The organism is Brevundimonas sp. Marseille-Q4549 (genome assembly GCF_976940555.1).
The window spans coordinates 2,939,065-2,963,353 of record NZ_CDRHXG010000001.1; the positions used below are offsets into that span (position 1 = coordinate 2,939,065).

At 67.0% G+C, this 24,289-nt stretch carries 26 protein-coding genes; 4 read left to right on the plus strand and 22 right to left on the minus strand.

What is annotated here, in order from left to right; genetic code table 11:
- Positions 1-16: 16 nt before the first annotated feature.
- Entirely contained in the window at positions 17-751 is a 735-nt protein-coding gene (locus ACWPV3_RS14735) for an NYN domain-containing protein (RefSeq protein ID WP_292087453.1), read from the plus strand.
- Between the two features lie 9 nt (positions 752-760).
- Here the strand turns inward: ACWPV3_RS14735 and dxs are convergent, their stop codons facing one another.
- The 4 genes from dxs to ACWPV3_RS14755 form a co-directional block, all read right to left on the minus strand.
- Positions 761-2,674 carry a 1-deoxy-D-xylulose-5-phosphate synthase gene (gene dxs, locus ACWPV3_RS14740; RefSeq protein WP_453978540.1) on the minus strand — a complete coding sequence of 638 codons (1,914 nt, stop codon included), beginning with the start codon at positions 2,672-2,674 and terminating at the stop codon, positions 761-763.
- Between the two features lie 55 nt (positions 2,675-2,729).
- Complete coding sequence (locus ACWPV3_RS14745; RefSeq protein ID WP_453978541.1) at positions 2,730-3,605, minus strand: polyprenyl synthetase family protein; 876 nt, start codon at positions 3,603-3,605, stop codon at positions 2,730-2,732.
- Between the two features lie 79 nt (positions 3,606-3,684).
- Complete coding sequence (locus tag ACWPV3_RS14750) at positions 3,685-3,936, minus strand: exodeoxyribonuclease VII small subunit (protein WP_292087452.1); 252 nt, start codon at positions 3,934-3,936, stop codon at positions 3,685-3,687.
- 48 nt (positions 3,937-3,984) lie between these two features.
- Positions 3,985-4,659, minus strand: a complete 675-nt coding sequence (locus ACWPV3_RS14755) for a histidine phosphatase family protein (protein ID WP_453978298.1) — start codon at positions 4,657-4,659, stop codon at positions 3,985-3,987.
- A gap of 206 nt (positions 4,660-4,865) precedes the next feature.
- Here ACWPV3_RS14755 and ACWPV3_RS14760 point away from each other — a divergent pair, with 206 nt between their 5' ends.
- On the plus strand, positions 4,866-5,420 hold the full coding sequence (locus tag ACWPV3_RS14760) for an N-acetyltransferase family protein (RefSeq protein WP_453978299.1): 555 nt from the start codon (positions 4,866-4,868) through the stop codon (positions 5,418-5,420).
- A complete protein-coding gene (locus tag ACWPV3_RS14765) occupies positions 5,420-6,598 on the plus strand; it encodes a vWA domain-containing protein (RefSeq protein ID WP_292087448.1) in 1,179 nt (392 codons plus the stop codon). Before ACWPV3_RS14760 ends, ACWPV3_RS14765 begins: the two co-directional genes overlap by 1 nt.
- Positions 6,599-6,654: 56 nt before the next feature.
- Here the strand turns inward: ACWPV3_RS14765 and ACWPV3_RS14770 are convergent, their stop codons facing one another.
- From ACWPV3_RS14770 to ACWPV3_RS14845, 16 genes are all read right to left on the minus strand, one after another.
- Complete coding sequence (locus ACWPV3_RS14770) at positions 6,655-6,834, minus strand: CsbD family protein (protein ID WP_292087446.1); 180 nt, start codon at positions 6,832-6,834, stop codon at positions 6,655-6,657.
- 94 nt (positions 6,835-6,928) lie between these two features.
- Positions 6,929-7,372: an NUDIX domain-containing protein gene (locus tag ACWPV3_RS14775; protein WP_453978300.1), complete on the minus strand. Its 444-nt coding sequence runs from the start codon at positions 7,370-7,372 to the stop codon at positions 6,929-6,931.
- A gap of 9 nt (positions 7,373-7,381) precedes the next feature.
- The gene (locus ACWPV3_RS14780; protein WP_453978301.1) at positions 7,382-8,425 is read right to left on the minus strand and encodes a sensor histidine kinase; all 1,044 of its coding nucleotides are present in this window, start codon (positions 8,423-8,425) and stop codon (positions 7,382-7,384) included.
- Positions 8,422-8,847 (minus strand): response regulator, encoded by a 426-nt coding sequence (locus tag ACWPV3_RS14785; RefSeq protein WP_292087440.1) that lies wholly within the window; start codon positions 8,845-8,847, stop codon positions 8,422-8,424. The genes ACWPV3_RS14780 and ACWPV3_RS14785 overlap by 4 nt, the downstream gene beginning before the upstream one ends.
- The gene (locus ACWPV3_RS14790) at positions 8,844-10,373 is read right to left on the minus strand and encodes a sensor histidine kinase (protein WP_453978302.1); all 1,530 of its coding nucleotides are present in this window, start codon (positions 10,371-10,373) and stop codon (positions 8,844-8,846) included. Before ACWPV3_RS14790 ends, ACWPV3_RS14785 begins: the two co-directional genes overlap by 4 nt.
- Before the next feature lie 55 nt (positions 10,374-10,428).
- A complete protein-coding gene (flhA, locus tag ACWPV3_RS14795) occupies positions 10,429-12,522 on the minus strand; it encodes a flagellar biosynthesis protein FlhA (RefSeq protein WP_453978542.1) in 2,094 nt (697 codons plus the stop codon).
- 10 nt (positions 12,523-12,532) lie between these two features.
- Positions 12,533-13,429 (minus strand): class A beta-lactamase, encoded by an 897-nt coding sequence (gene bla / locus ACWPV3_RS14800; protein ID WP_453978303.1) that lies wholly within the window; start codon positions 13,427-13,429, stop codon positions 12,533-12,535.
- A gap of 3 nt (positions 13,430-13,432) precedes the next feature.
- On the minus strand, positions 13,433-14,851 hold the full coding sequence (flbD, locus tag ACWPV3_RS14805) for a sigma-54-dependent transcriptional regulator FlbD (protein ID WP_453978304.1): 1,419 nt from the start codon (positions 14,849-14,851) through the stop codon (positions 13,433-13,435).
- A gap of 74 nt (positions 14,852-14,925) precedes the next feature.
- A complete protein-coding gene (fliN, locus tag ACWPV3_RS14810) occupies positions 14,926-15,258 on the minus strand; it encodes a flagellar motor switch protein FliN (protein ID WP_292087434.1) in 333 nt (110 codons plus the stop codon).
- Positions 15,258-15,920, minus strand: coding sequence for a flagellar assembly protein FlbE (locus tag ACWPV3_RS14815; RefSeq protein ID WP_453978305.1), 663 nt, complete (start codon positions 15,918-15,920; stop codon positions 15,258-15,260). Before ACWPV3_RS14815 ends, fliN begins: the two co-directional genes overlap by 1 nt.
- A 1-nt stretch (position 15,921) precedes the next feature.
- Positions 15,922-16,956: a flagellar motor switch protein FliG gene (gene fliG / locus ACWPV3_RS14820; protein ID WP_292087431.1), complete on the minus strand. Its 1,035-nt coding sequence runs from the start codon at positions 16,954-16,956 to the stop codon at positions 15,922-15,924.
- Positions 16,956-18,605: a flagellar basal-body MS-ring/collar protein FliF gene (gene fliF / locus ACWPV3_RS14825; RefSeq protein ID WP_292087430.1), complete on the minus strand. Its 1,650-nt coding sequence runs from the start codon at positions 18,603-18,605 to the stop codon at positions 16,956-16,958. The genes fliG and fliF overlap by 1 nt, the downstream gene beginning before the upstream one ends.
- A gap of 108 nt (positions 18,606-18,713) precedes the next feature.
- Positions 18,714-19,805 (minus strand): Glu/Leu/Phe/Val family dehydrogenase, encoded by a 1,092-nt coding sequence (locus ACWPV3_RS14830; RefSeq protein WP_453978307.1) that lies wholly within the window; start codon positions 19,803-19,805, stop codon positions 18,714-18,716.
- 97 nt (positions 19,806-19,902) lie between these two features.
- Complete coding sequence (locus tag ACWPV3_RS14835; RefSeq protein WP_453978308.1) at positions 19,903-20,916, minus strand: alpha/beta fold hydrolase; 1,014 nt, start codon at positions 20,914-20,916, stop codon at positions 19,903-19,905.
- Positions 20,917-20,924: 8 nt separating this feature from the next.
- Positions 20,925-21,563, minus strand: a complete 639-nt coding sequence (locus ACWPV3_RS14840; protein WP_453978309.1) for a uracil-DNA glycosylase family protein — start codon at positions 21,561-21,563, stop codon at positions 20,925-20,927.
- Positions 21,553-21,858: a DUF3253 domain-containing protein gene (locus ACWPV3_RS14845; RefSeq protein ID WP_292181198.1), complete on the minus strand. Its 306-nt coding sequence runs from the start codon at positions 21,856-21,858 to the stop codon at positions 21,553-21,555. The genes ACWPV3_RS14840 and ACWPV3_RS14845 overlap by 11 nt, the downstream gene beginning before the upstream one ends.
- A 47-nt stretch (positions 21,859-21,905) precedes the next feature.
- Between ACWPV3_RS14845 and ACWPV3_RS14850 the strand changes: the two genes are divergently transcribed.
- Complete coding sequence (locus ACWPV3_RS14850) at positions 21,906-22,340, plus strand: PaaI family thioesterase (protein WP_087119729.1); 435 nt, start codon at positions 21,906-21,908, stop codon at positions 22,338-22,340.
- On the opposite strand, the gene ACWPV3_RS14855 is transcribed toward ACWPV3_RS14850, so the two are convergent.
- Complete coding sequence (locus tag ACWPV3_RS14855) at positions 22,324-22,932, minus strand: YoaK family protein (protein WP_453978310.1); 609 nt, start codon at positions 22,930-22,932, stop codon at positions 22,324-22,326. The genes ACWPV3_RS14850 and ACWPV3_RS14855 overlap by 17 nt on opposite strands.
- Positions 22,933-22,981: 49 nt before the next feature.
- Positions 22,982-24,256, minus strand: a complete 1,275-nt coding sequence (locus ACWPV3_RS14860) for a NupC/NupG family nucleoside CNT transporter (protein WP_453978311.1) — start codon at positions 24,254-24,256, stop codon at positions 22,982-22,984.
- Positions 24,257-24,289: the final 33 nt, after the last annotated feature.

Here is a 24,289-nt window from a genome sequence, read left to right on the forward strand (position 1 = left end):
CAAGGATCCCCACCTCATGGCCAATGGAAAGCCGGCGCGCCTCGCCGTTCTGATCGACGCGGAAAACGCCTCGGCCCGTATCGCGGAGGCTCTGTTCACGGAAATCGCGACCCTGGGCGAGGCTTCGGCGCGGCGGGTCTATGGCGACTTTTCCAGCGCCCAGATCGCCGGCTGGACCAAGGTTCTTGCGCGGTGGGCCATCCAGCCTCAGCAGAATTTCGCCAACACCAAGGGCAAGAATTCGGGCGACATCGCCCTGGTGATCGACGCCATGGACCTGCTGCATTCGGGGCGGTTCGACGGTTTCTGCCTGGTGTCGTCCGATTCCGACTTCACCCGTCTGGCCGCGCGCATCCGCGAGGAGGGCGTGGACGTCTATGGCTTCGGCGAACAGAAGACGCCCGAAAGTTTCCGCCAGGCCTGCACCCGCTTCATCTATACCGAGAACCTGACCACCCAGGCCGAGCCGGACGGCGACGCCGGCAAGAAGACCGCCGCCGAGCCCGCGCCGGCCAAGCGCAAGCCGACCGAGGCGACGCGCCTGATCGCCTCGGTCATCGCCGACATGGACGAGGACGGCGACGGCTGGGTCTCCGCCGGGGCCATCGGCAATCGGCTGCGTAACGCCTATCCCGATTTCGACCAGCGCACCTATGGCTACGCCAAACTGTCCGACCTGATCCGCGCCACGGGCCGGTTCGAGGTCGACAGCAAGGGACCAGGCGGAATGCGGATACGCGACCGGGCCTGAAGGCGCTCGTCAGGCGCGTGCGGCTCGCGTCGCCTCGACGCCCAGGGCCGTCAGGGAGGCGGCGGCGATGTGTTCGGCGTTCAGTCCGGCCTTGGCGTACATGGCGACAGGCGAATCCTGATCCTGGAAGATGTCCGGCAGGTTCAGGGTGCGGACCTTCAGGCCGCGATCCAGCGCGCCCTTTTCCGCCAGAAGCTGCAGCACGAAGGCGCCGAAGCCGCCCATGGCGCCCTCCTCCACCATGATCAGGGCCTCGTGCTCGCGCGCCAGACGCAGGATCAGATCGGCGTCCAGCGGCTTGGCGAAACGGGCGTCCGCCACGGTCGCCGACACGCCCCTGGCCGCCAGCAGGTCCGCCGCCTTCAGCGATTCCTGCAGGCGTGTGCCCAGCGACAGGATGGCGACCGAGGTTCCCTCGCGCACGATCCGGCCCTTGCCGATCTCCAGCGGCGCGGCCAGTTCGGGGATGTCCACACCTACCCCGTCGCCGCGCGGATAGCGGAAGGCGCTGGGGCGATCGTCGATGGCCAGGGACGTCGAGATCATCGCCGCCAGTTCGGCTTCGTCCGAAGCCGCCATCAGCACCATGCCCGGCAGCGCGCCCATGAAGCCGATGTCGAACGATCCGGCGTGGGTCGCGCCGTCAGCCCCGACCAGCCCTGCCCGGTCCATCGCGAACCGCACCGGCAAGGACTGGATGGCCACATCATGGACCACCTGGTCATAACCGCGTTGCAGGAAGGTCGAATAGACGGCGCAGACCGGCTTCATCCCGTCCGCCGCCAGACCGGCCGCAAAGGTCACGGCGTGCTGTTCAGCGATGCCCACGTCGAAGGTCCGCTCGGGGAAGGCCTGGCCGAACAGGTCCAACCCGGTGCCCGAAGGCATGGCGGCGGTTATGGCCACCACGGTCGGATCGATCTTGGCGTGTTTGATCAGCTCGGTCCCGAACACCTTGGTGTAGCTGGGGGCGTTCGACACGGCCTTGGCCTGTTTGCCCGACACCACGTCGAACTTGACCACCGCATGGAGTTTGTCGGCGCTGGATTCGGCGGGGGCGTAGCCCTTGCCCTTCTGCGTCACGACGTGAACCAGCACGGGCCGGTCCTCGATGGCCGCCGCCTTTTTCAGAATCGGCACCAGATTGTCCATGTCGTGCCCGTCGATCGGCCCGACATAATAGAAGCCCAACTCCTCGAAGAAGGTGCCGCCCGTCACCATGCCGCGCGCATATTCCTCGGCCTTCTTGGCCGCCTTGCGGAACGGACGCGGCAGATGCTGGGCCACGGTCTTCCCCAGTCGACGCACGTTCTGATAGGCGCCGCCGGACACCAGCCCGGCCAGATAGGCGCTCATCCCGCCGACCGGCGGGGCGATGGACATGTCGTTGTCGTTCAGAATGACCATCAGCTGACCATTGGTGGCCTCGGCGGCGTTGTTCATCGCCTCATAGGCCATGCCCGCCGACATGGAGCCGTCGCCGATCACGGCCACGACCCGGTTCTTCTCGCCCTTCTGGTCGCGCGCGGCGGCGAAGCCCAGGGCGGCGCTGATCGAGGTCGAGGCGTGGGCGGCGCCGAACGGATCGTATTCGCTCTCGCTGCGCTTGGTGAAACCGGAAAGGCCGCCGCCCTGGCGCAGGGTGCGGATTCGATCGCGCCGCCCGGTCAGGATCTTGTGCGGATAGCACTGGTGCCCGACGTCCCAGATCAAGATGTCCCTGGGCGTCTCGAACACATGGTGCAGCGCCGTGGTCAGTTCGACCACGCCCAGCCCCGCGCCCAGATGCCCGCCGGTGACGGACACCGCGTCGATGGTCTCGGCCCGCACCTCTTCGGCCAGCTGTTTCAGCTGGGCGATGTCGAAGCCCCGCATGTCGGCGGGAATCTTGACGGTGTCGAGCAGGGGGGTGTCGGGCATCAGGCGGAACCTTGAAGGTCTTCTTGTCTCAACCCGTCGAAACGGGTCAGGTTTCCTATCAGGACCGGCGCCTTAGCACAAAGTCCACGCTGGCCTTGAGGATTTCGGCGTCCTGGCCAAACGGCTCCAGATGCGAGCGGGCCTGATCGGCCAGATGGGCGACCCGGTGCCGCGCCTCTTCCAGACCCAGCAGGGTGACGAAGTTTGTCTTGCCCAAGGCCGCGTCCTTGCCGCCCGCCGCCTTGCCCATTTCTTCGGCGGAACCTTCCGCATCCAGAATGTCGTCGACGATCTGATAGGCCAGGCCGACGTCGTGGGCGAAGCTGATCAGGGCGTGGCGATGCAGGGCCGAGGCGTCGGCGACGATCAGCGGGATTTCAAACGCATAGGCGAACAGGGCGCCGGTCTTCAGCCGCTGCATCCGCGCCACCCCGCCCAGGTCGTCGCGCACGCCCAGAAGGTCGATCATCTGGCCGCCCGCCATGCCCCGCGCGCCCGACGCCAGCGACAGCCGCGCCGCCAGTTCGCAGCGCACGGCCGCGTCCTCGTGCGTGTCCTCGTGCAGGATGATGTCGAAGGCGGCGGTCTGCAGCGCATCGCCGGCCAGCACCGCCGTCGCCTCGTCATAGGCGCGGTGGACGGTCGGGCGCCCCCGCCGCACGTCGTCATCGTCCATGCACGGCAGGTCGTCGTGGACCAGGCTGTAGGCGTGGACGCATTCCAGGGCGCAGGCGGCCCGCAGCACCGACCGTTCGTCGATGTCGAACAGCCGCGCGGCCTCCAGCGCAAAGAACGGACGCAGCCGCTTGCCCGGCCCCAGGGCCGCATAGCGCATGGCCTCGGTCAGACGCGATTCCGGCCCCTCGGCGCGCGGCAGCAGTTCGTCCAGCGCGACCGTGACCAGATCCGCGACCTCTCCCACGCGGTCGATCACCGCCTGTTCAGGCGAGTTGGCGGCGATGACGCGGGTCAAGACGACCGACCGCCGTTCGCCGCCACGAGACGATGAAGGGTCATTCGAACGACGCCGCCTCGACGCCCCTGGCCTGGCCGTCGGGGCCGACGACGATCTTTTCGACACGCAGTTGGGCGGCCTTCAGCCGCGCCTCGCAATGCGCCTTCAGCCGCGCCCCCTCTTCGTACAGGGCGATGGATTCCTCCAGCGGGGCCTGACCGGATTCCAGGCGGGACACGATGGTCTCCAGCCGCTGCAGGGCGTCTTCGAAACTGAGATCGGCGGGAATGGCGGGGGCGGCGTCGGTCATGGCGCGGACCCTAGAGGGCGTCGCCGCGCGCTTCAACGCCAGAAGCGGCTATCGCTTCTCGTAGCGACGCTGCGACCAGTATTTGAAGCCCTGGTTCTGGACCAGTTTCCAGCCGTCGGCCTTCAGCCGGCCGCCGACCATGTGGTTGAAATAGCCGTGGGCGAAGACCAGAACGTCCTGCCCCGCCTCGGCGCGCGCGATCAGCTTCTGCGCCGCCTCTTCCGCCCGGCGTTCGGCCTCGGCGCGGGTTTCCTGACCGCCGTGATGGTCGAACGCATGCCACCAGAAGCGCGACACCACGCCCCACCATTTGGGCGACAGCTTGAACCAGTCGGGAAATGGCGGCGGCGGCAGGGGCGCCTCGATGAACAGAACGTCCGACATCACCTCGCGCCCGGCGGCGACCGCAGCGGCGGTTTCCTGGGCGCGCGGCCGGGTCGAGGCGTAGATGACCCCCGCACCTTGCGCCGCCGCCACCAGGGCTGCGGGCGGGGTCTGGCCGGCCAGCAGGCCGCCGATCTCGTACTTGGCCCACCAGTCGCCGTACTGGCGCGCCGTGATCAGGCATTTGCGCGACAGGGCCGGTTCGCCGTGACGAGTCAGGATGATGGCGCCGGGGCGTCCCACGCGGGCGGCGGCTGCGCCGGTCGGCGCGGTTTCAGGCTGCGGCGACTCGGGCGACAGGGCGGCGGACAGGGGCGGAAGCGGGGCGGAGATCGACATGACGCGCGGACGGACCTTGAAAATCCAAGGCTTGACGGTCCTCTGTCCTCCCCGACGCAAACTGGTGTCGACCGCCGACGCGATCCAATCCTCAAGGTCGTAAACGGCCTCGCGCGCCGACACAACCTCGCCTGATCACGGGGCCTTTGCAGGGTCGAGATCGCCCCCGCTCGCCTCGGCCGCCACGGGGCGCTAAGGATCGTGACATGACCGACGCCGTGATCCGCCTGGCCCGCCCCGACGACGCCGACTCCCTGGGCGTCCTGGGGCGCCAGACCTTTGTCGACACCTTCGTGACCGGCTTCGGCATTCCCTATCCGGCTGCTGATCTGGAGGCCTTCCTGAACGCCAGTTTCGCCCCCGAGACGTCGCTGAAGCGCATCGTCGATCCCGACTGCGCCCTGTGGGTGGCGGACCGCGACGGGGAGTTGCTGGCCTTCGCCAATGTCGGCCCCTGCACCCTGCCGCACCCGGAGGCGCGCCCCAGTCATATGGAACTGCGCCGCCTCTATGTCGCCAAGGCTGCGCAGGGGCTGGGCCTGGGCACGAAACTGCTGGCGCTGTCGCTGGACTGGATGCAGGCCCGCAGCGACGGCCCCCTGTGGATCGGCGTCTGGAGCGGCAACGAAAAGGCTCGGCGGCTCTATGCGGCCCATGGGTTCGAGAAAGCCGGCGAGTACGATTATCCCGTTGGGGCCTGGATGGACCGCGAGTTCATCCTGCGGCGCGAGACGAAACGCCAGCCCGGGGGGAAATCCTGATGCTCCTGCCCTTCTTCACCGCCCTGCGCGACGCCAAGGTTCCGGTGTCGATGAAGGAATGGTTGCATCTAATGCAGGCGATGGACCGCGACGTGGCGGATCACGACGTGGAGGCCTTCTACCACCTGTCGCGCGCTGTTCTGGTCAAGGACGAGAAACACTACGATCGCTTCGACCAGGTGTTTGGCACGGTGTTCAAGGGCGTCGAGACGGTTGGCGCGGGCGAGGACCTGACCGCCGACATCCCCGAGGACTGGCTGCGGCTGCTGAACGAGAAATATCTGTCCGACGAGGAAAAGGCCCAGATCGAGGCGCTGGGCGGGTTCGACAAGCTGATGGAGACGCTGAAACAGCGTCTGGAAGAGCAGAAGGAACGGCATTCGGGCGGCTCCAAATGGATCGGCACGGGCGGGACCAGCCCGTTTGGTCACGGCGGCTATAACCCCGAGGGCGTGCGGATCGGCGGACCGGGCAAGCACGGCCGCGCGGTCAAGGTGTGGGAGAAGCGCGAGTTCAGGAATCTGGACGACACCGTCGAACTGGGCACCCGCAACATCAAGGTGGCGTTGCGCCGCCTGCGCCGTTTCGCGCGTCAGGGGGCGGCGGACGAACTGGACATCGACGGCACCATCGACGGCACGGCGCGTCAGGGTTGGCTGGACATCCAGATGCGGCCCGAACGGCGCAACACGATCAAGGTGCTGCTGTTCCTGGACGTCGGCGGCTCAATGGACGGCCATATCAAACTGGTCGAGGAGCTGTTCTCGGCGGCGCGGACCGAGTTCAAGAACCTGGAATTCTTCTACTTCCACAACTGCCTCTATGAAGGAGTCTGGAAGGACAACCGCCGCCGCCACGCCGAGCGCACCCCGACGTGGGAGGTGCTGAACAAATATCCCGGCGACTGGCGCGCGATCTTCGTCGGGGATGCGACCATGTCCCCTTATGAGGTCACCATGCCCGGCGGCTCGGTCGAGCACTGGAACGAGGAAGCCGGGGCCGTCTGGATGAAGCGCGCCCGCCAGCAGTGGGAAAAGTCGGTCTGGCTGAACCCCGTCGCCGAACGTTACTGGAGCTATACCGCCTCGGTCGGCCTGCTGAACGAGATCATGGATCACCGCATGTATCCGCTGACGCTGGAGGGATTGGACAGCGCCATGCGGGCCCTGACGCGCTGAACGAAAAGCGCCGCCCGCGATGGCAGGCGGCGCCTTCATCCGATCACCAAGAGCGATTAATGCTTGTCGCGCAGGCTGTCCTTGGCGCCGCCGATCGCGTTCTGAACCTTGCCTTCCAGCTGTTCGGCCTTGCCTTCGGCCTGAAGCTTTGTGTCGCCCGTCACCTTGCCGGCGACTTCCTTGATCTTTCCGCCGATGTTCTTGGCGGCGCCTTCGATGCGGTCGTGATCAGCCATGGTCGTTCTCCTGTCTGCGGCGGACCGAAGGGTCCGACCTGTCGGGAGAAGAACGGGTGCGCAAAGACCCCGTTCCGTAAGGCTCAGCTTGGATTCAGCGGGGACGCCGCAGGCAGACCGCCACCGCCCAGGCGTGCGAATCGTGGCGCAGCCGCGAGATGGCGAAGGTCGGGTCCAGCCAGACCAGCGTATGATCATCTTCCAGCTTGGCTTCAGGATGTTCGGCCAAGATCGTCGCGGTCCAGAAGCCGCCGACGTTGTTCACCGGCTCATCCGTCGAGCGACGGAAGAACTGGCTGGCTTCCGCGATACGGTTCAGCGGCGCGATATCCAGGCCCGTCTCCTCGACGAACTCGCGCACCAGGGCCTGGACCTCGCTCTCCTCGCCATCGACGCCGCCGCCCGGCAGGTCGAAATAGGCGCCGCCCGGCCGCTCCACCCGAACGCAGGCGATCAGGCCGTCGCGCTCGGCGACGCCGAAGGCCGTGGCCCGGCGGCGATAGTCGAAAATGGGATTGCGAACGCCGAACTGCAGCATGGGAATGGCTTAAAGGTCGAAGGCCATCTGGGCGCGCACGCCCTTGTGGCCCGGATCGAAATTGACCGAAGACCGCAGGCCCGACGCCATGGCCGAGATGATCTTGGACCCCAGGCCCGTACCCTTGGGGGCGCCGTCACCCAAGCCGGGACCGTCATCCTCAACCGTCAGGATCGCCCGTCCGTCCTCCGACCGCCGCAGGGCGATACGGATCTCGCCCCCCTGCCCCGGCGCATAGGCGTATTTGACCGCGTTCGTGACCAGTTCGGTGACGATCACGCCCAGCGACACGGCCTGGTCGGTCGACACCGACATGGGCGCGGCGTCCAGAACCAGTCGCGGGGTTCCTCCGGTGTCCGGCCCGATTGACTTGGACAGTTCGTCCATCAGACCGGCCAGATAATCGTCCATCGCCACCTGGCTGACGTCGCCCGAGGTGTAGAGACGCCGGTGCACATGGGCCACCGCCTCGATCCGCGCCTGGGATTCGCGCAGCGCCTCCTTGGCGGCGTTGTCGGCGATGTGGCGCATCTGGAGGGACATGAAGCTGGACACCAGTTGCAGCGAATTGCCGACGCGGTGGTTCACCTCGCGCAGCATGGCCTCGGCGCGGTCGCGGGCCAGACGGATCTGTTCGTGGGCGGCCTCGTTCTCACGCTGCAGCCGACGGCGGGTCAGCGCATCCTCCAACGCCGAGCGCAGCAGGGCGGTGAAATCCTCGGACACGTCCTTGATCACATAGTCGGCGGCGCCGGCGCGCAAGGCCGCCACGGCGATGCGTCCGTCCTGCGCCCCGGTTACATAAACCACGGGCGGCGGCTCGGGCAGGGCCATGATCTCGGGCAGGACGTCCAGTCCGTCGCGCGACGGCATGTAGTGATCCAGGGCGCAGATGTCGTAGCCCCCCTGGCGCAACAGCTCCAGCCCCACATCGCCGTCCGGGGCGGTGGTCACGACATAGCCGTTACGGCCCAACTCCTTCTCGACCAGACGGGCCAATCCCCGATCGTCGTCGATATAGAGCAGACGAATAGCCCCCGAGGATTCAATCACTGGATGTCGGGCGCCTGAATGACGGACAGGAACAGGCCCAACTGACGGATCGCCCCGGCGAAGGACTCATAGTCCACCGGCTTGGTGATGTAGACGTTGCAACCCAGGTCATAGCAACGTTGAATCTCGACCTTGTCGTCGGTGGTGGTCAGAACCACGACCGGCGCGCGGCGCAGGCGCTCGTTGCCCTTCACCTTTTCCAGAATATCCGTACCCGACATGTCCGGCAGATTCAGGTCCAGGAGGATCAGCAGCGGCCCGTTGGCAAGGATTTCTTCGCTGAACAGATAGTCCAGAGCCGCGGTGCCCTCGTCGAAATGCTTGATCTCGTTGTTGATGTTGGCGCGGCGAATATTCTTCTCGATCAGCTTCGCATGGCCATGATCGTCCTCGACCATGATGATTTTGACGGGTTGCGTCACAGGGAAGCTCCAGTTTCCGGAAGGATCAGTCGTTTGGGGAATTTAAGCACGAAAGTCGAGCCCTTGCCGAGTTCGGACTCGACATCGATCGTACCGCCCAGGCGCCGGACGCTGTTGCGCACGAATGCCAGCCCCAGCCCCTCGCCGGTCCGGTCCTGTTTCCCGGAGCGCCGGAACAACTCGAAGATTCGTTCGTGGTCGCGCGGCGCGATGCCACGACCGTTGTCGGCGATGCGATAGACGGCCCAGCCGCCCGCGACCTCCTCGCCTGAAACCACGATGCGGCCCGGACGGTCGGCGTCCAGATATTTGACGGCGTTGTCGATCAGATTGCCCAGCACCTGCTCCATCGACAGACGGTCGCTTTCGATCTCGGGCAGAACCTGGACCTCGATGCGCGCGCCCGACGCCTCGGTCTGGTGGTGGACGCTGTCGGCGATAGCCTGTGTCATGGCCGTCATGTCCAGCGTCTCGGGCGAAAGGTTGCGCCGACCTTCGCGCGACAACTTCAGGATGGCGTTGATCAGCCGGTCCATCTTGGCCGTGGAGGCGCGGATGAAGCCGATGGCCTCGGGCATGTCCTCGCGCACGGCCATGACGACCTCGGGATCGACGGGTCGCGTCTTTTCGGCCGCGACGATAGCCTTGTCGACCACCTTGCCGGCCTGCTCCAGCTCCGAGGTGTAGCCCATGACGTTGACCAGGGGCGCCCGCAGATCATGGCTGACGATATAGGCGAAACGCTGGATTTCCTCGTTGGCCCGCATCAGGTCGCCGGTGCGCTCCTGCACCGTGGCCTCCAACCCTACGTTCAGCGCATGAACCTCCTCGCGCGCCGACTGCACCTCGTTGACATAGCGGCGCACCATCCAGCCCGACAGCAACGCCAGCACCAGCAATAGGACCCCCGTGATCGCGTTCATGGTGAAGGTCAGGGCGCCGAAGGCCTCCATCCGGTGCGTGCGACTGGCGATGCGGGCGGACTTGATGGCGTCGAAATCGTCGATCGCCGTGCGTAGCTCATCCATGTAGCGCTTGCCTTCGCCGGATCGCACGGACTGGATGGCCTGGCCGATCCGTCCCTGGCGCGCCAGATTCAGCGTGGCCTCCATCTCGGTCCACTTCTGATCGGCCAGGGTGTGGATCCGTTCGATCGGCGCCTTCAGGGTCGGGTCGCGCGCGGCTCCCTCGTCCAGAAAGGCCACCGCCGGTTTCATCTTTTCTTCGGCGTCCAGAAACGGTTGCAGAAAGTCGCTACGCCCCGTCAGCAAATAGCCGCGCTGCGCCGTCTCCGCGTCCAGCATGGCGATCAGCACTGTCCGCGAGGCGCGCCGCATCTGCTGGGCGTGTTCGATGGTGCGGTTCACCCCCGCCGTGCGCTGCATCATCACGAAGGTGGTCACATTGACCAGGATCAACGCGGCGAAGGCCACCACCAGCATGGCCGCGACGGACCGCCCCAGCGACGGCGTCCGCGCGAAATCGCGAAAGCGGAACCAGGAGGTTTGCGAAGCGAGCATCATCATGACCGAGCTTTAGCTGCGCCCGCCCGCGCGTCAAACTACAAAGGCACGCGCGGCCTCAGACTTGGCCCAGTGTGCGCAGCTTGGCCTTGGGATGGACCTCGTTCTGGCTCATCACGACGGTCTGACCGCGGAACCGCTCGATGATGGAGCGGACATAGGGGCGGATCAGGGGACTGGTCAGCAGGACCGGGTTCTCGCCCGTCATGGCGATGCGTTCGAACGTGTCGCGGACGGCGCGGATGAAGTCCTGCAGGCGCGAGGGCGCCATGGCCAGTTGCTTGTCCTCGCCCGCGCCGACAAGGCTCTCGGCGAACGCCGCTTCCCATTCCGGCGACAGGGTCACGATCGGAAGGGCGCCGTCCGCCCCCTGATGCTGCCAGCACAGCTGGCGCGCCAGTCGCGCCCGCACATGTTCGACGAGAGTGGTGACGCTGGAGCTGTGCGGCGCGGCCTCGGCCAGAGCCTCCAGGATCGCCGGCAAGTCGCGGATCGACACCTTCTCGCGCAGCAGAGCCTGCAGCACGCGTTGCAGGGTCGTGACCGTCACAACGCTGGGAATCAGTTCCTCGACCAGCTTCTTCTCTTCGGCCCCCAGGTCCTTCAGCAGCTTCTGCACCTCGCCATAGGACAGCAGGTCCGCCATGTTCTCCTTCAGGATCTCCGTCAGGTGCGTGGTCAGGACGGTCGACGGATCGACCAGGGTGTAGCCCCGGAAGGTCGCCTCCTCGCGCAGGTTCTCCTCGATCCAGGTGGCGGGCAGGCCGAAGGCGGGCTCGCGCATGTGTTCGCCGGGCAGTTCGACCTGGCGACCCGACGGGTCCATCGCCATCAGATGGCCCAGCCGCACCTCGCCCGCGCCGCTCTCCATCTCCTTGATGCGGATGGCGTAGCCCTGGGTCGGCAGGCGCATATTGTCCAGTATGCGGACCTGGGGAATGACGAAGCCGTATTCCTGGGCCAGCGACCGGCGCAGGGCGCGGATCTGGTCGGTCAGTCGCCGCCCCTCCAGATCGTTGATCAGGCTCAGCAGCGAATAGCCCAGTTCGATCTTGACCTCGTCGATGGTCAGGACATTGGCGATGGGCTCTTCAACATCCTCCTTGGGCTGGGCGGACGCAGCGGCCAACTCCGCCTCTGTCGGCTGGGGCTTCAGCCGATCCCGGCCCAGCTTCCAGGCCATGAAGCCCGACCCCATCGCCAGAGCCGCGAACGGGATCAGCGGCATGCCGGGGATCAGGCCGATCAGGCCCGCGGCCCCCGACACCACGCCCAGCGACACGGGGTTGGTGGCCAGCTGCCTGACCAGGGCCTTGTCCGCCGTGCCCTCCACACCGGCCTTCGACACCAGAAAGCCGGCGGCGATGGAGATGATGATGGCCGGCACCTGCGTGACCAGGCCGTCGCCGATGGTCAGTTGCACATAGGTGTTGGCCGCATCCGGCAGCGCCATCTTGTGCTGCAGGGTGCCAATCAGAATGCCGCCGATCACATTGATGAAGGTGATGATCAGGCCGGCGACCGCATCGCCCCGCACGAATTTCGAGGCGCCGTCCATGGCCCCGAAGAAGGTCGATTCCTGCTCCAACTCCTTGCGGCGCAGCTTGGCCTGTTCCTCGTTGATCAGGCCGGACGACAGGTCGGCGTCGATGGCCATCTGTTTGCCGGGCATGGAGTCTAGGGTGAAGCGGGCCGAGACCTCGGCGATCCGGGTCGAACCCTTGGTGATGACCACGAAGTTCACCACCAGGATGATGGCGAAGATGATCACCCCGATGATGAAATTGCCTCCCATCATCAGCTGGCCGAAGGCGTTGATCACCTGACCGGCCGCATCGTGCCCCTCCTGCCCATGGGTCAGGATCAAGCGTGTGGAGGCCAGGTTCAGGCCCAGCCGGAACAGGGTCGAGACCAGCAGCACCGTCGGGAAGATGGCGAAGTCCAGCGGCCGCTTCATCATGACGGCCGTCATCAGGATCAGCACGGACGAGACCAGCGAGATCGCCAGCAGCAGGTCCAGCAGCATCTTCGGAACCGGCAGGATCAACAGCATGATCACGCCGATCACGCCGACCGCCATCAGCACTTCGCCGCGGTTGACCCAGCTCAGGACGTCGCGCCCGGTCGGGCGCGCCATGCCGTCCTTCATCATGATGGGCGTATCAGTCACGGCCCAGCGCCTTGAAGACGCGACGGGTCGCCTCGGCGATCACGGCGTCGCGCTGGTCGTCGCTGGCCTGTGTCGCGCCGGTGAAATAGGTCGCCAGAACCACGGGCGATCCCGATACGGGAAAGGCCACGCCTATGTCGTTGGCGGTCCCGTTCACGCCGGTGCCGGTCTTGTGGGCCACGGTCCAGCCCTGCGGCGCGCCGGCCTTGATACGGTTGGGGCCGGTCGGCGAGGCCGTCAGCCAGCCCTGGATCATCTGGTCGTGTTCGGGCGTCAGCCGGTCGCTGAAGGCCAGCTCGCGAATATTGGCCAGGGTCTGATCCGGCAGACAGGTGTCGCGCGGGTCGTCAGGCAGGGCGGTGTTCAGGTCCGGCTCCAGGCGCGAGATCAGGGTGGTGGTGTCGCCGAACGTCGGCCACCACGCACGCCATACGGCGATTCCGCCCATTTCACGGATCAGGATGTTGGCGGCCGGATTGTCGCTGACCTCCACGGCGGCCTGCATCAGTTCCCGAATGGTCAGGGTTCGGCCGACGGCCTTTTCTGTCACCGGCGCATGGGGGATCATGTCGGCCCGAACCACCGGCACGGCGCGATCCAGCTGTTCCTCGCCCCGCTGCACCCGCTCCAGGACAGCGACAGCGAGAAAGGCCTTGAAGGTCGAGCAGAACGGAAACCGCTCCTGGCCCCGCCAGGACACCCGGCGCTGGCTGCCGACGTCGAGCGCCGCCACCCCCAGTCGTCCGCCGTGGCGCGCCTCCAGGTCCGCCAGCAGAAAATCGGGCTGATCGTCCTCGGCCTGGGGCTTCTCGCGCTTCGGATAGCAGCCGACGAGCGCCAGCGCGCCCACGCCGCCGATCACCGTCCTGCGATCAAAGCCCCGAACCATACTTCAGGCCGCGTAGCCCGCGGCGGAAACACCGCTCTGGGGCGCCGGGATGGCCGTGCCCTCGTCGGCGTATTCGTTCAGCTTGTTGCGCAGGGTGCGGATGGAGATGCCCAGGATATTGGCCGCATGGGTCCGGTTGCCCAGGCAGTGGCTCAGGGTGTCCAGGATCAGCGTCTTCTCCATCGCCGCCACGGTCTGGCCGACGAAGCTGCGGGTCACGGCGTCGGCGGCCTGGGCCGCGCGAGCGGCGACGCCGCCGCCATAGGCGGCCTCATAGCCGGCCGGCTGCGGCGCGGCGCCGGAACTGCCGCCCAACAGGGGCTGGCCGTCCGGCAGGCGGATGGCGTCCGCGTCGATCTCGGGTCCGACCGCCAGCAGCACCGCCCGGTGCATCGCGTTTTCAAGCTCGCGCACATTGCCGGGCCAGCGGTGGGCGGCGACGGCCTGACGCGCGGCGGCCGACATCGGGCGCACCGGCACGCCGTTGGCGGCGGCGTATTTCTTGATGAAGTGATCGGCCAGCACGCCGATGTCGCCGGGCCGTTCGCGCAAGCTGGGCAGGCGCAGGTTCACCACGTTCAGCCGGTACAGCAGATCTTCGCGGAACGTGCCCTCCGCCACGGCCTTGGACAGGTCACGGTTGGAGGTGGCGATGATGCGGATATTGACCGGCACGGGCTTGGAGCCGCCGACCCGGTCGATGACGCGTTCCTGAATGGCGCGCAGCAGCTTGGCCTGAAGCCGGGCGTCCATCTCCGAAATTTCGTCCAGCAGCAGGGTGCCGCCGTCGGCCTCCTCGAACTTGCCGATCCGGCGGGCCACCGCCCCGGTGAAGGCGCCCTTCTCGTGCCCGAACAGCTCGGATTCCAGCAGATTGTCGGGAATGGCGGCGCAGTTGACGCTGATGAAGGGCTTTTCCGACCGGCGCGAATGTTCGTGCAGATAACGCGCCATCACCTCCTTGCCGACGCCGCTTTCGCCGGTGATCAGGATGGAGGCTTCCGACCGCGCGACCTGATCGGCCAGTTGCAGCACCGCCTTCATGGCCGGGTCAGCCGAGATCATCGGCTTCTCGTCGTCGGCGACGGCCGACAGCACGGCGGCGATCAGTTCGGCGTCCGGCGGAAGGGGAATGAACTCCTTGGCGCCGGCCTTGATGGCGGCGGCGGCCTCGCGCGCATCGGCGTCGACGCCGAAGGCCACCACCGGGATGGTGATCCGCTCGGCCTCGTTGGCGGCGATCAGGGCGGCGATGTCCAGCTGATAGTCGACCATCAACAGGTCCGCGCCCTGCCCTCGCCGCAGCTGTTCGGTGGCCTGATCCGCACGTTCGACATGATTGACCTTGGCGCCGTGCGCCATGGCCATCTTCACCGCCGACGCCAGTTGCCCGCTCAGCCTGCCTACCACCAGAAGACGCATCGTTCTTCTCCTCTAATCTCTCTGTCGGACGCCTCGCCCCGCCTTCCGGCAGGACGCGATTTCTTCGAAATCGCTTAAGCGCCGCCGTCCTCGCCCTTGATGATTTCCGTCATGGTCACGCCCAGCCGATCCTCGACGACGACGACCTCGCCGCGTGCGATCAGACGGTTGTTGACGAAGATGTCGATGGCTTCGCCGACCTTGCGATCCAGCTCCAGCACCGACCCCTTGTTCAGCTTCAGCAACTGAGCCACCGACATGTGCGACTTGCCCAGCACGGCCGAGATGTTGACCGGCACGTCGAAGACCGTGGCCAGATCGGCGGCGGTCTTCTCGCCCGCCTCTTCCAACGGCGCGAGGCCGGCGGACTCGGAAAACTCTTCGAGAGCCAGGTCGTCGGCGTCCATCAGACATCACTCCTGTCGGCGGAAAGGGTTTCGGCGTGGCCCGCCTCGGCGGCCAGGGCGGCGCTCAAGGCTTCGGCCACCCGCTCGGCCGAGGCCTGGGGATCATGATCGGCGCGCCCGTCGGCCCACTCCAGCTGGAAGGCCGCCAGAGCCATGCCCGGCTCGTCGCGGAAGGCCACCGCGCCGGTGAAACCGCTTTCGGCGCAGGCCTGCTCAATGGCCGCTCGCCTTTCGTCGTCCAGGCCGCTCGCCCGCACCACCAGACGCGGCGAAGCGTCGATCTCCTGAGCCAACACCTCAAGCGCGGCCCGGAGCGGCGCGTGAGGGAAACGGTCAAGCGCGGCGCCGGCGATGGCGCGCGCAGCGGCCAGCGACAGGTCGGCGGACTGTTCGCGGTGCGTCTGTGCGGCGTTGCGCAGCAGCGGCATGGCCGTGGCGACGGACTGGGCGATGTTGGTCAGCGCCATGGCCTGCAGGTGCGCGACCTCCGACAGGGCCTGCTGGCGCGCTTCCAACCGCGCCTGGGCGACCAGGGCCTCGACCTCGGCGGGCTGATAGGACCGTTTGGCCGGCGCCCAGGCGCCTGGCCGCACCACGGTCCCGTCGGCATCGAACTCGGTGTCGAAGACGAAGGGGCGTCCGATGTTGGAGGTAGGGCTCATGTCAGTAGATCAGTTCGTCGTCGGCGCCCTGGCCGGCCAGCATGATCTCGCCGCGCGCGGCCAGATCCTTGGCGACCTGGACCATGGCCATCTGGGCGGCGTCGACGTCCTTCAGGCGCACCGGCCCCATCGATTCCATGTCCTCGCGCATGATCTTGGAGGCGCGCTCGGACATGTTGGAAAAGAACATCTCGCGCAGACCCTCGGAGGCGCCCTTCATGGCCAGGCCCAAGGAATCCTTGTCCACCGCGCGCAGCAGGGTCTGCACCCCGCCCGGATCCAGCTTGGACAGGTCCTCGAACACGAACATCAGGGCGCGGATGCGTTCGGCGGATTCGCGGTTCCGCTCTTCCAGGGCGCCGATGAAACGCGCCTCGGTCTGGCGGTCGAAGCTGTTGAAGATGTCGGCCATCATCTCGTGGCTGTCGCGCTTGGACGTGCGCGCCAGGTTCGACATGAATTCGGTACGCAGCGTGGCTTCGATCTTGTCCAGAATCTCGCGCTGCACCGGCTCCATGCGCAGCATCCGCTGCACGCACTCCAGGGCGAAATCCTCCGGCAGGCTGGTCAGCACGCGGGCGGCGTGGTCCGAACGCACCTTGGACAGGATGACGGCGACGGTCTGGGGATATTCGTTCTTCAGATAGTTGGCGAGGACGGCCTCGTTCACATTGCCCAGCTTGTCCCACATGGTGCGACCGGCCGGACCGCGGATTTCCTCCATCAGACCGTCGACCCGCTCCTTGGGCAGGAAGGCGCTGAGCAGCTTCTGCGTCTGTTCATAGCTGCCCATCACCGAGCCGGAACCCGCCAGGCCCGACACGAACTCGATCATCAGAGCCTCGACCGCATCGGCCGTAACATTGCCCAGGGTCGCCATGGCCTGGGAGATTTCCTTGACCTCCTCGTCGTCCAGGCGCTCCCACAGGGCGGTGTGCTCCTCGCCCAGCGCCAGCAGGATGACGGCCGCCTTCTCGGGCCCCGTCAGCTTGTTCGGATCCTCGATCGCCTGCTTCTTGTTGACCAGCTTCGCCATCAGCCTTCGGCCACCCAGGACCGCAGGATGCCGGTGGCCTCATCGGGATGGGACTGAACGAAGTCGGCGACCTTCTTGACCGAAGACGCCTTCACCTGGCCCTCGATACGGGCGATGTCGATCTTCTGCTCCATCTCGCTGGGCGGCGGCAGCTGGACCAGCTGCGGCTGTCCGTCCGGCCCGATGATCGTCGTGGTCAGGGGCGTGACCGGCACCCCGTCGGCGCCGGCGAGCGCAGGCAGGTTCGTCCCGCCCGTCGCCGTCTTCAACAACGGACGCAGGACGAAGAAGATCAGCAGGACGCCGGTGATCAGCAGGACCAGCAGCTCGACCCCGCGCATGATGTCGTCCTTGGAGAAGTCGAACATCGACGAAGCGCCGTCCAGGCCGCCGGCGACGCCGGCGTCCCGGTTGAAGCGGACGTTGATCACCTCGATCTTGTCGCCGCGCGTCTCGTCGATGCCGGCGGCGGCGGCGACCAGAGACTTGATCTGGGCGATCTCCTCGGCCGAGCGCGGGGCGTAGGTCGCTTCGCCCTTGCCGTCCTTGGCCGGCGTCCATTTGCCGTCGACCGCGACCGCGACCGCCAGCTTCTTGACCTCGCCCGGCTCCTTGGTGGTCGTGGTGGTGGTGTTCGAGATTTCGTAGTTCGTCGTCTCGGCGTTTTCGGCGCTTCGAGAGCCGGCCTGGGTCGCGTCCGGCGCCGCGCCGCCAGGAATGTTGTTGGTCGCGGTGACGCCGCCGTCGGGCTGGGCCGTAGTATCGCTGGATTGCGAACCGTTAGTGGTGGTCGAACGCACGACCTGGCCGTCCGGATCGAACTTCTGCTCCTGGGTGGTGGAGCGGCTGTGGTCGATGTCGGCCGTCACCTGGACGCGCGCGGCGCCCACGCCGACGACGCCTTCAACGATATCCTTGATGCGCGCCTGAAGCTGGGCCTCGGTGTTGCCCTTGGCTTCTTCGGCCGAGGCGGAGGTGAAGCCGTCCTCGCCACCCGCCGCCAAGGTGCGGTTGTTCTGGTCCGCCACGGTGACGCGGTCCGGCTTCAGGTTCGGCACGGAAGAGGCCACCAGATTGCGGATCGCCCGCACCTGATCGCCCGTCAGGTCGCGCCCGCCCAGCCCCACCAGGACGGCTGCGGTCGGTTCGCCCGCGGCCGAGGTGAACATCTCGCGGCGCGGCATGGTGATGTGGACACGGGCGGCGGTGATGCCGCGCATCGACATGATGGTGCGCGCCAGCTCGCCCTGAAGGGCGCGCTGTTCGTTCAACTGCTGCTGGAATTCGGTCTGCCCCAGCACCGACTGGTTGTCGAACAGCTCGTACCCGACCGAACCGGACGTCACCAGGCCCTTGCCGGCGACCAGGATCCGCGCCGTGCCGACCTCGTCGCGGTTGACCATGATGGTCGAACCGTCGCCCTGTGACTTGTACTTGATGCCGGCCTGGTCGAGGGCGGCGGTGATCTCGCCGGCTTCCCGCAAATCCAGGTTGGAATAGAGCAGGGCGTCGGGCGCCTGGCCCATCCGCAGCATGACGGCGACCAGCACGGCGGCCACGCCCGCGGCGACGCCGAGGACAGCGGCCAGCCGACCGATCCCGAACTTCTGCAACGCCGCCGTAAAGCCGCCCACGCGTTCCCGCCCCATACTCGCGGAAGACACTCACGCCCCGCTAGGCAGAAAATGCCGCCTGGATGGTAAACGGGCCGTTAAGAGACGACGGCGAGCCGCCCGCGCGGGCCGACGGACGCCCCTCTAGGCGGCCGCCTTGCGTTTCTGTTCCCCGGCCGCCGCGATGCGGGCCTCGGCGATGGCGTCGGCGATTTCGTGGGTCGGGCGGTTTTCGACGGCCGAACGGTCCAGGATTTCCTCGAAGGTCTCGATCAGGCGCGACAGCTTCGCCTCGACCCAAGCGGGATCAAAGGCGCCCTTGGTCTGACGGGCGTTCATCTCGGCCGCCACATTGATGATCCCGCCGCCGTTGACGACATAGTCAGGCGCATACAGCACGCCGCGTTCGAACAGGATGCGCCCGATCTCGGGCGTGGCCAGCTGGTTGTTGGCGGCGCCGACCACAGCCCTGGCTGTGATCCGGTCCAGGGTTTGCGGGTTCAGCGTCGCACCCAGGGCGCAGGGCGCATAGATGTCGGCCTTGACGTCATAGATGGCGTCCGGGGCCACGATCTCGGCGCCGGTGCGGGCGGCGACCTCGGCCAGGGTGACGGCGTTGACGTCAGTCATCACCAGCCTGGCGCCCGCAGCCGCCAGCTTGTCGGCCAGATAGCCGCCGACGTGGCCGACACCCTGCATGGCGACGGTCAGGCCGGTCAGGTCGTCCTGCTTCCACAGCCGCCGCGCCACCGCCAAGGTCGCGCGATAGACGCCCTCTGCCGTCACAGGGCTGGGATCGCCCGAGGCTTCCGGCCCGTCCTTAAGGCCCAGGACGCGCGTCGTCTCCTTGCGCGCCTCGGCGATGTCGGCGACCGACACGCCCACGTCCTCGGCGGCGTAGTAAATCCCGCCCAGCGTATCGACGGCGCGACCGAAGGCGCGGAACAGCTCGGGCGTCTTCTGCGTGCGGCTGTCGCCGATGATCACCGACTTTCCGCCGCCCATTTCCAGATCCGCGACGGCGTTCTTGTAGCTCATGCCCTTGGACAGGCGCAGCACATCCTCCAGCGCCTCGGCCGCAGAACCATAGTTCCACATCCGCGTCCCGCCCACGGCTGGACCTCGCGCGGTGGAATGGACCGCGACAATGGCCTTGAGGCCGGTTTTTTCATCGAAGAAGGCGTGGACGCCTTCATGATTCGAGAAAGACGGCGAATCGAACAGCGTTCCACTCATGACATGCGCTCCCTAGGCAATATTATTTTGGGTCGCTGATAGGCCCGACGCCACCGCCGATCAAGCGTGGGCGTAGAGGGCGGCCGCCGATCGGACTCTACTTGCGACCGGCCGCGATCAGTTCCGGCAGGACCGGCGGCGCGCCGGAAGGCAGCGCCGCACGGGGGTCGCGCAGCCAGGCGGTCACGTCGCGATAGACGATCTGGGCGTCCAGATCGCGGTCCAGCAGGTGCCAGTTGTCCGGATACCAGGCGGTCTGCAGCGTGCCGCCCTGCCGCTGGGCGGCCTGCAGCGCCGCGCGCATTTCACCGCGCTTCACGATCTCGTCTTGGGCGCCGTACATCAGAAGCGCGTCGCCCCGGATGCGGCCCAGGCTGGTCGATGCCGTCTGCATCAGGTCGACCAGGCCGTAGATGGTGTCGAACCGGGTCGCCAGGATGCTGAGCGGATCGCGGGTGTTGCGCACCAGTTCCAGCGTGTTGGACGAGGCGTGGATGTCGCGGGTGATGAAATCGGGTGGCTCCAGCGCCACCCCGCCCGCCAGCCGCGCCGCCAGATTGATGGCCGCAGTGTTCAGCGGCCCCTGCGCCGACCAGCCCCAGACGCCGGGCGACAGCAGGACCACCCGATCCGCAGCCGGCGGATCGTCCGAGCCGAAGGCGGCCGCCGCAACCGAGCCGCCCATGCTTTCACCCACCACCGCGATCACGGCGTGCGGATGACGGGCGCGAGCCATCGCCACCGCCTCGCGCAGGTCGTCGGTCATACGCTTCTGTCCGGCCCAGACGCCCCGTCCCGGCGCCTTGCCGAAGCCGCGCTGGTCATAGGCCCAGGTCTCGATCCCCTGCTCGGCCCACCAGGGTCCGGCCAGACGGAAGCTGGAGGCATGGTCGTTCATGCCGTGCAGGGCGACGATGACGGCCCACGGCTCCTGCCCTTGCGGCGCCCAGCGCATCAGCGGCAGGCTGGCCCCGTCCGACATGATCAGGGCGCGCGCCTCGACATGCGGGCCGACGAAGCCCGGCGGCGGGTTCAAGGCGGGCTGGATATGGGGCGTGGCGCAGGCCGAAAGAGCCAAAAGGCCCGCCAGTGATCCGATCCGTCTGAACACGCCACGCCTCATGCCTGCCCCGACCCTGCCGTTCCGGATGGGGGACCGTTTTCTTGCGGATAATCCAGGATGGCCCGAACCCGTTCCCGCAGATAGGGCACGACCTCCACCTCGAACCAGGGGTTCATTCTCAGCCAGGCCGTGTTGCGCCAGGACGGATGCGGCAGAACCAGCAGACCGGGCGCATAATCGCGCCACGCCCGCACCGTCTCGGTCATGTTGCGTTTCACCCGCTCGCCCAGCGCCCAGGCCTGGGCATAGCCCCCGACCAGCAGCGTCAGTTCCATCTCCGGCAAGGCCGCCATCAACTGGGGTCGCCAAAGCTCGGCGCAACCCGGCGGCGGCGGATAGTCTCCCCCTTGGGGCGCCGTCCCCGGATAGCAGAAGGCCTGCGCCGCCACTCCGATGCGGCGGTCGGCGTAGAAGGTTTCGTAGTCCACGCCCATCCAGTCGCGCAGTCGGTCGCCCGACGGATCGGTGAACGGCAGGCCGCTTTCGTGCACACGTCGCCCCGGCGCCTGGCCGCAGATCAGGAGCCGCGTCTCGGGAAAGACCCGCACCACCGGACGCGGCGTGTGCGGCAGCGCGCCTGCGCAGGCGCGGCAGGCCCGGATGTCGCCCAGAACCTCTTCGAGGTCAGTCGTCATCGTCCTCACTGACCACCGGCGGACGGCGGCTAAGAGCCAGGGCCGCCTCTTCCGGCGTCGCCTGACGCAGGCGCGTCACGCCGCGGAAGTTGTCCGGATCGACCGGCTTGCCCTTCTTGGTGATGGTCAGCTTGCCCTGTCGCATCAGGTGCAGCGCGATGGCGCGAACCTTTGGCAGCATGCGCTGCCATTGTTCGGGCTGCAGTTCCTTGGCCACCTCGGCGGGCTCTATGCTCTTGCCCGGCTCCAGGGAGGCAATTTTATTCAGGATTGCGGTTTCGATCGGATCGCTCATTGCGTCTATATGCTGCACCGCACGCCCAGAAGTAAGGCCGAGTCTGCATGCCGAAGAAAATCACCATCACCGAAGGCGAGTTCGCCGGGTGGCAGACCTATGATCTGCACGACACCTTCGACACCGTGGTCGGCCCCTTCTACGGCCGGCCGGACCCGGACGGGCACATGCGTTGCGCCTTCCGCGCCGAGCAGAAGCACATGAACGCCGGCGGCCGGATGCACGGCGGCTGTCTGATGACCTTCGCCGACATCGCCATGTTCCAGATCGCCTATCAGGAGATGGAGGGCGCCTCGGGCGTCACCGTGCAACTGGACTCGACCTTCATCGACGGCGGCTATGTCGGCGAACTGATCGAGGCCACGGGCCAGGTGACGAAGGCGGGCAAGAGCCTGATCTTCGTGCGGGGCCAGATCAACACCGGCGAACGGCTGCTGATGACCTTCTCGGGCGTCATCCGAAAGTTCACGCCGCGCGGCTGAACCGCGCGACCAGCGACAGGCTCAGGGCCAGGATGGCGGCGGGCCACAAGGCCGCCAGTCCCAGCACCCCATAGGTCAGGGCGCCCAGCACGGCGCCGGCCGTCAACCCGGCCCACAGGGCCAGATAGGGGCGATAGGCCGTGCGGTCGCGCGCCGTCGCGCGGGCCGCCAGCGCCTGGCCCAGCTTGACAAGGGTGCCGGTCATATAGGTCAGGCTGACGCCCACCTCGCCGTTTCTCAGGAAGACGGAATTCTCGGCCCCCATGGCCGTGACCATCAGCAGTATGGCCAGGGGCGTCAGGCCGAACCCCGCCGCCAGGGCCGCACAGGCCAGCAGCAGTCCTTCGAACAGCAGAACACGGCTGCGCGACCGCGCCCCCTCCCCGCCCGCGATCAGCGCCCCCAGGAAGGAGCCCAGGACGAAGACCGCCAGAATGGCCATCAGCCGCCCCGCCGCCAGCCAATGCCCCGACGCCAGACTGGCGGCCAGGCGCGTGGAATTGCCGCTCATGAACGAGACAAACACCCCGCCCAACTGCAAGAAGCCCAGGCTGTCGACATAGCCGGCCAGACCCGCCAGCAGCAGCGCCATTCCGCGATCCAGCGGGGCCAGGGCGCGCACCGGTGTCGGGCCGCCCTGCTCAGCGACCGAAGACGACGGCGGGCATGGCGCCGACGATGGAGGCGGTCATCAGGGTGGCGAGGAAACCGGCGAACAGCCCCTTCCACACCATGCCCAGAACCTCTTCTCGGCGCTCTGGCATCAGGACCGACAGGCCCGTCACCGTGATGCCCACCGAGCCGATGTTGGCGAAGCCGCACAACGCATAGGTCATCAGCATCCGCGTCCGCTCGGTCATCTCGGCGGCAGGAACCTTGCCCAGGTCGATGAAGGCGACGAACTCGGTCAGGGTCAGCTTGACGCCCAGCAGCCAGCCGGCGACGTCGGCGTCCTTCCATTCCACCCCGATCAACCAGGCGACGGGGGCGAAGATCCAGCCCAGGATGCGCTCGACCGTCAGGGGCGCGTCGAAAACGACGAAGCCGCCCAGCATGACGTTGACCAGGGCCACCAGGGCCACGAACACGATCAGCACCGCCGAGATGTTCAGGACGACCATCAGACCGTCCGACGTGCCCTTCACGATGGCGTCGATGGCGCTGTCGTATTTCAGCGCCGAGTCATAGTCGGCGACCGCGCCGCCCAGGCCTTCCTTTTCGGGAATGATGATCCGGGCCAGCAGCACCCCGGCCGGCGCCGAGACGATGGAGGCGACCAGGACGTGGCCCGCCGCATTGGGCAGGACCGGCGCCAGGATGGTGGCGTAGGCCACCATGGTCGAACCGGCGACGGTGGCCAGGCCGACCACCATCATCAGGAAGATTTCCGACCGGGTCAGCTTGTCCAGATAGGCGCGGATCACGATCGGGCTTTCGATCATGCCCAGAAAGATGTTGGCCGCGACCGCCAGGGCCGAGGCGCCGCCCAAACCCATCGTCTTCTGGAACAGGAAGCCGAAGCCCAGGGTGATCCACTTCAGGATCTTCCAGTGCCACAGCAGGGCCGACAGGGCCGAGATCACCAGGATCAGCGGCAGCACCTGAAAGGCGAAGGTGAACAGGGCGCCCTGATTCTGCACCGCATAGGGCTGGTCCCCGCCCGCCAGATAGCCGAACACGAACTTGGTGCCCTCGGTCGTCGCGACCGCCAGACCGTCAACCGCACCCGTCACCGCCGCCAGCACCGCCTGCGACCCCGGAATGGCGAACAGCGCCAGCACCAGCGCCGCCTGCACCGCGATGGCGCCGATGGTCAGCCGCCAGGGAAAGGCGCGCCGGTTCTCCGAGATCGCCCAGCAGGCGACGATGACGACGACCAGACCCAAAAGGCTCTGGAGGTTCAGAAGGCTGAACATGAAAACGGTCCCTCGCCGGCCCGCGCCGGTCTC

Bases quoted from the DNA above. Each gene is read 5' to 3' on its own strand.
- ACWPV3_RS14735 (WP_292087453.1), top strand. From the start codon at position 17: ATGGCCAATGGAAAGCCGGCGCGCCTCGCCGTTCTGATCGACGCGGAA.
- ACWPV3_RS14750 (WP_292087452.1), bottom strand. From the start codon at position 3,936: ATGACCGACGCCGCCCCCGCCATTCCCGCCGATCTCAGTTTCGAAGAC.
- ACWPV3_RS14755 (WP_453978298.1), bottom strand. From the start codon at position 4,659: ATGTCGATCTCCGCCCCGCTTCCGCCCCTGTCCGCCGCCCTGTCGCCC.
- ACWPV3_RS14760 (WP_453978299.1), top strand. From the start codon at position 4,866: ATGACCGACGCCGTGATCCGCCTGGCCCGCCCCGACGACGCCGACTCC.
- ACWPV3_RS14765 (WP_292087448.1), top strand. From the start codon at position 5,420: ATGCTCCTGCCCTTCTTCACCGCCCTGCGCGACGCCAAGGTTCCGGTG.
- ACWPV3_RS14770 (WP_292087446.1), bottom strand. From the start codon at position 6,834: ATGGCTGATCACGACCGCATCGAAGGCGCCGCCAAGAACATCGGCGGA.
- ACWPV3_RS14775 (WP_453978300.1), bottom strand. From the start codon at position 7,372: ATGCTGCAGTTCGGCGTTCGCAATCCCATTTTCGACTATCGCCGCCGG.
- ACWPV3_RS14790 (WP_453978302.1), bottom strand. From the start codon at position 10,373: ATGATGATGCTCGCTTCGCAAACCTCCTGGTTCCGCTTTCGCGATTTC.
- flhA (WP_453978542.1), bottom strand. From the start codon at position 12,522: ATGATGAAGGACGGCATGGCGCGCCCGACCGGGCGCGACGTCCTGAGC.
- bla (WP_453978303.1), bottom strand. From the start codon at position 13,429: ATGGTTCGGGGCTTTGATCGCAGGACGGTGATCGGCGGCGTGGGCGCG.
- flbD (WP_453978304.1), bottom strand. From the start codon at position 14,851: ATGCGTCTTCTGGTGGTAGGCAGGCTGAGCGGGCAACTGGCGTCGGCG.
- fliN (WP_292087434.1), bottom strand. From the start codon at position 15,258: ATGGACGCCGACGACCTGGCTCTCGAAGAGTTTTCCGAGTCCGCCGGC.
- ACWPV3_RS14815 (WP_453978305.1), bottom strand. From the start codon at position 15,920: ATGAGCCCTACCTCCAACATCGGACGCCCCTTCGTCTTCGACACCGAG.
- fliG (WP_292087431.1), bottom strand. From the start codon at position 16,956: ATGGCGAAGCTGGTCAACAAGAAGCAGGCGATCGAGGATCCGAACAAG.
- fliF (WP_292087430.1), bottom strand. From the start codon at position 18,605: ATGGGGCGGGAACGCGTGGGCGGCTTTACGGCGGCGTTGCAGAAGTTC.
- ACWPV3_RS14830 (WP_453978307.1), bottom strand. From the start codon at position 19,805: ATGAGTGGAACGCTGTTCGATTCGCCGTCTTTCTCGAATCATGAAGGC.
- ACWPV3_RS14840 (WP_453978309.1), bottom strand. From the start codon at position 21,563: ATGACGACTGACCTCGAAGAGGTTCTGGGCGACATCCGGGCCTGCCGC.
- ACWPV3_RS14845 (WP_292181198.1), bottom strand. From the start codon at position 21,858: ATGAGCGATCCGATCGAAACCGCAATCCTGAATAAAATTGCCTCCCTG.
- ACWPV3_RS14850 (WP_087119729.1), top strand. From the start codon at position 21,906: ATGCCGAAGAAAATCACCATCACCGAAGGCGAGTTCGCCGGGTGGCAG.
- ACWPV3_RS14855 (WP_453978310.1), bottom strand. From the start codon at position 22,932: ATGGCGCTGCTGCTGGCGGGTCTGGCCGGCTATGTCGACAGCCTGGGC.
- ACWPV3_RS14860 (WP_453978311.1), bottom strand. From the start codon at position 24,256: ATGTTCAGCCTTCTGAACCTCCAGAGCCTTTTGGGTCTGGTCGTCGTC.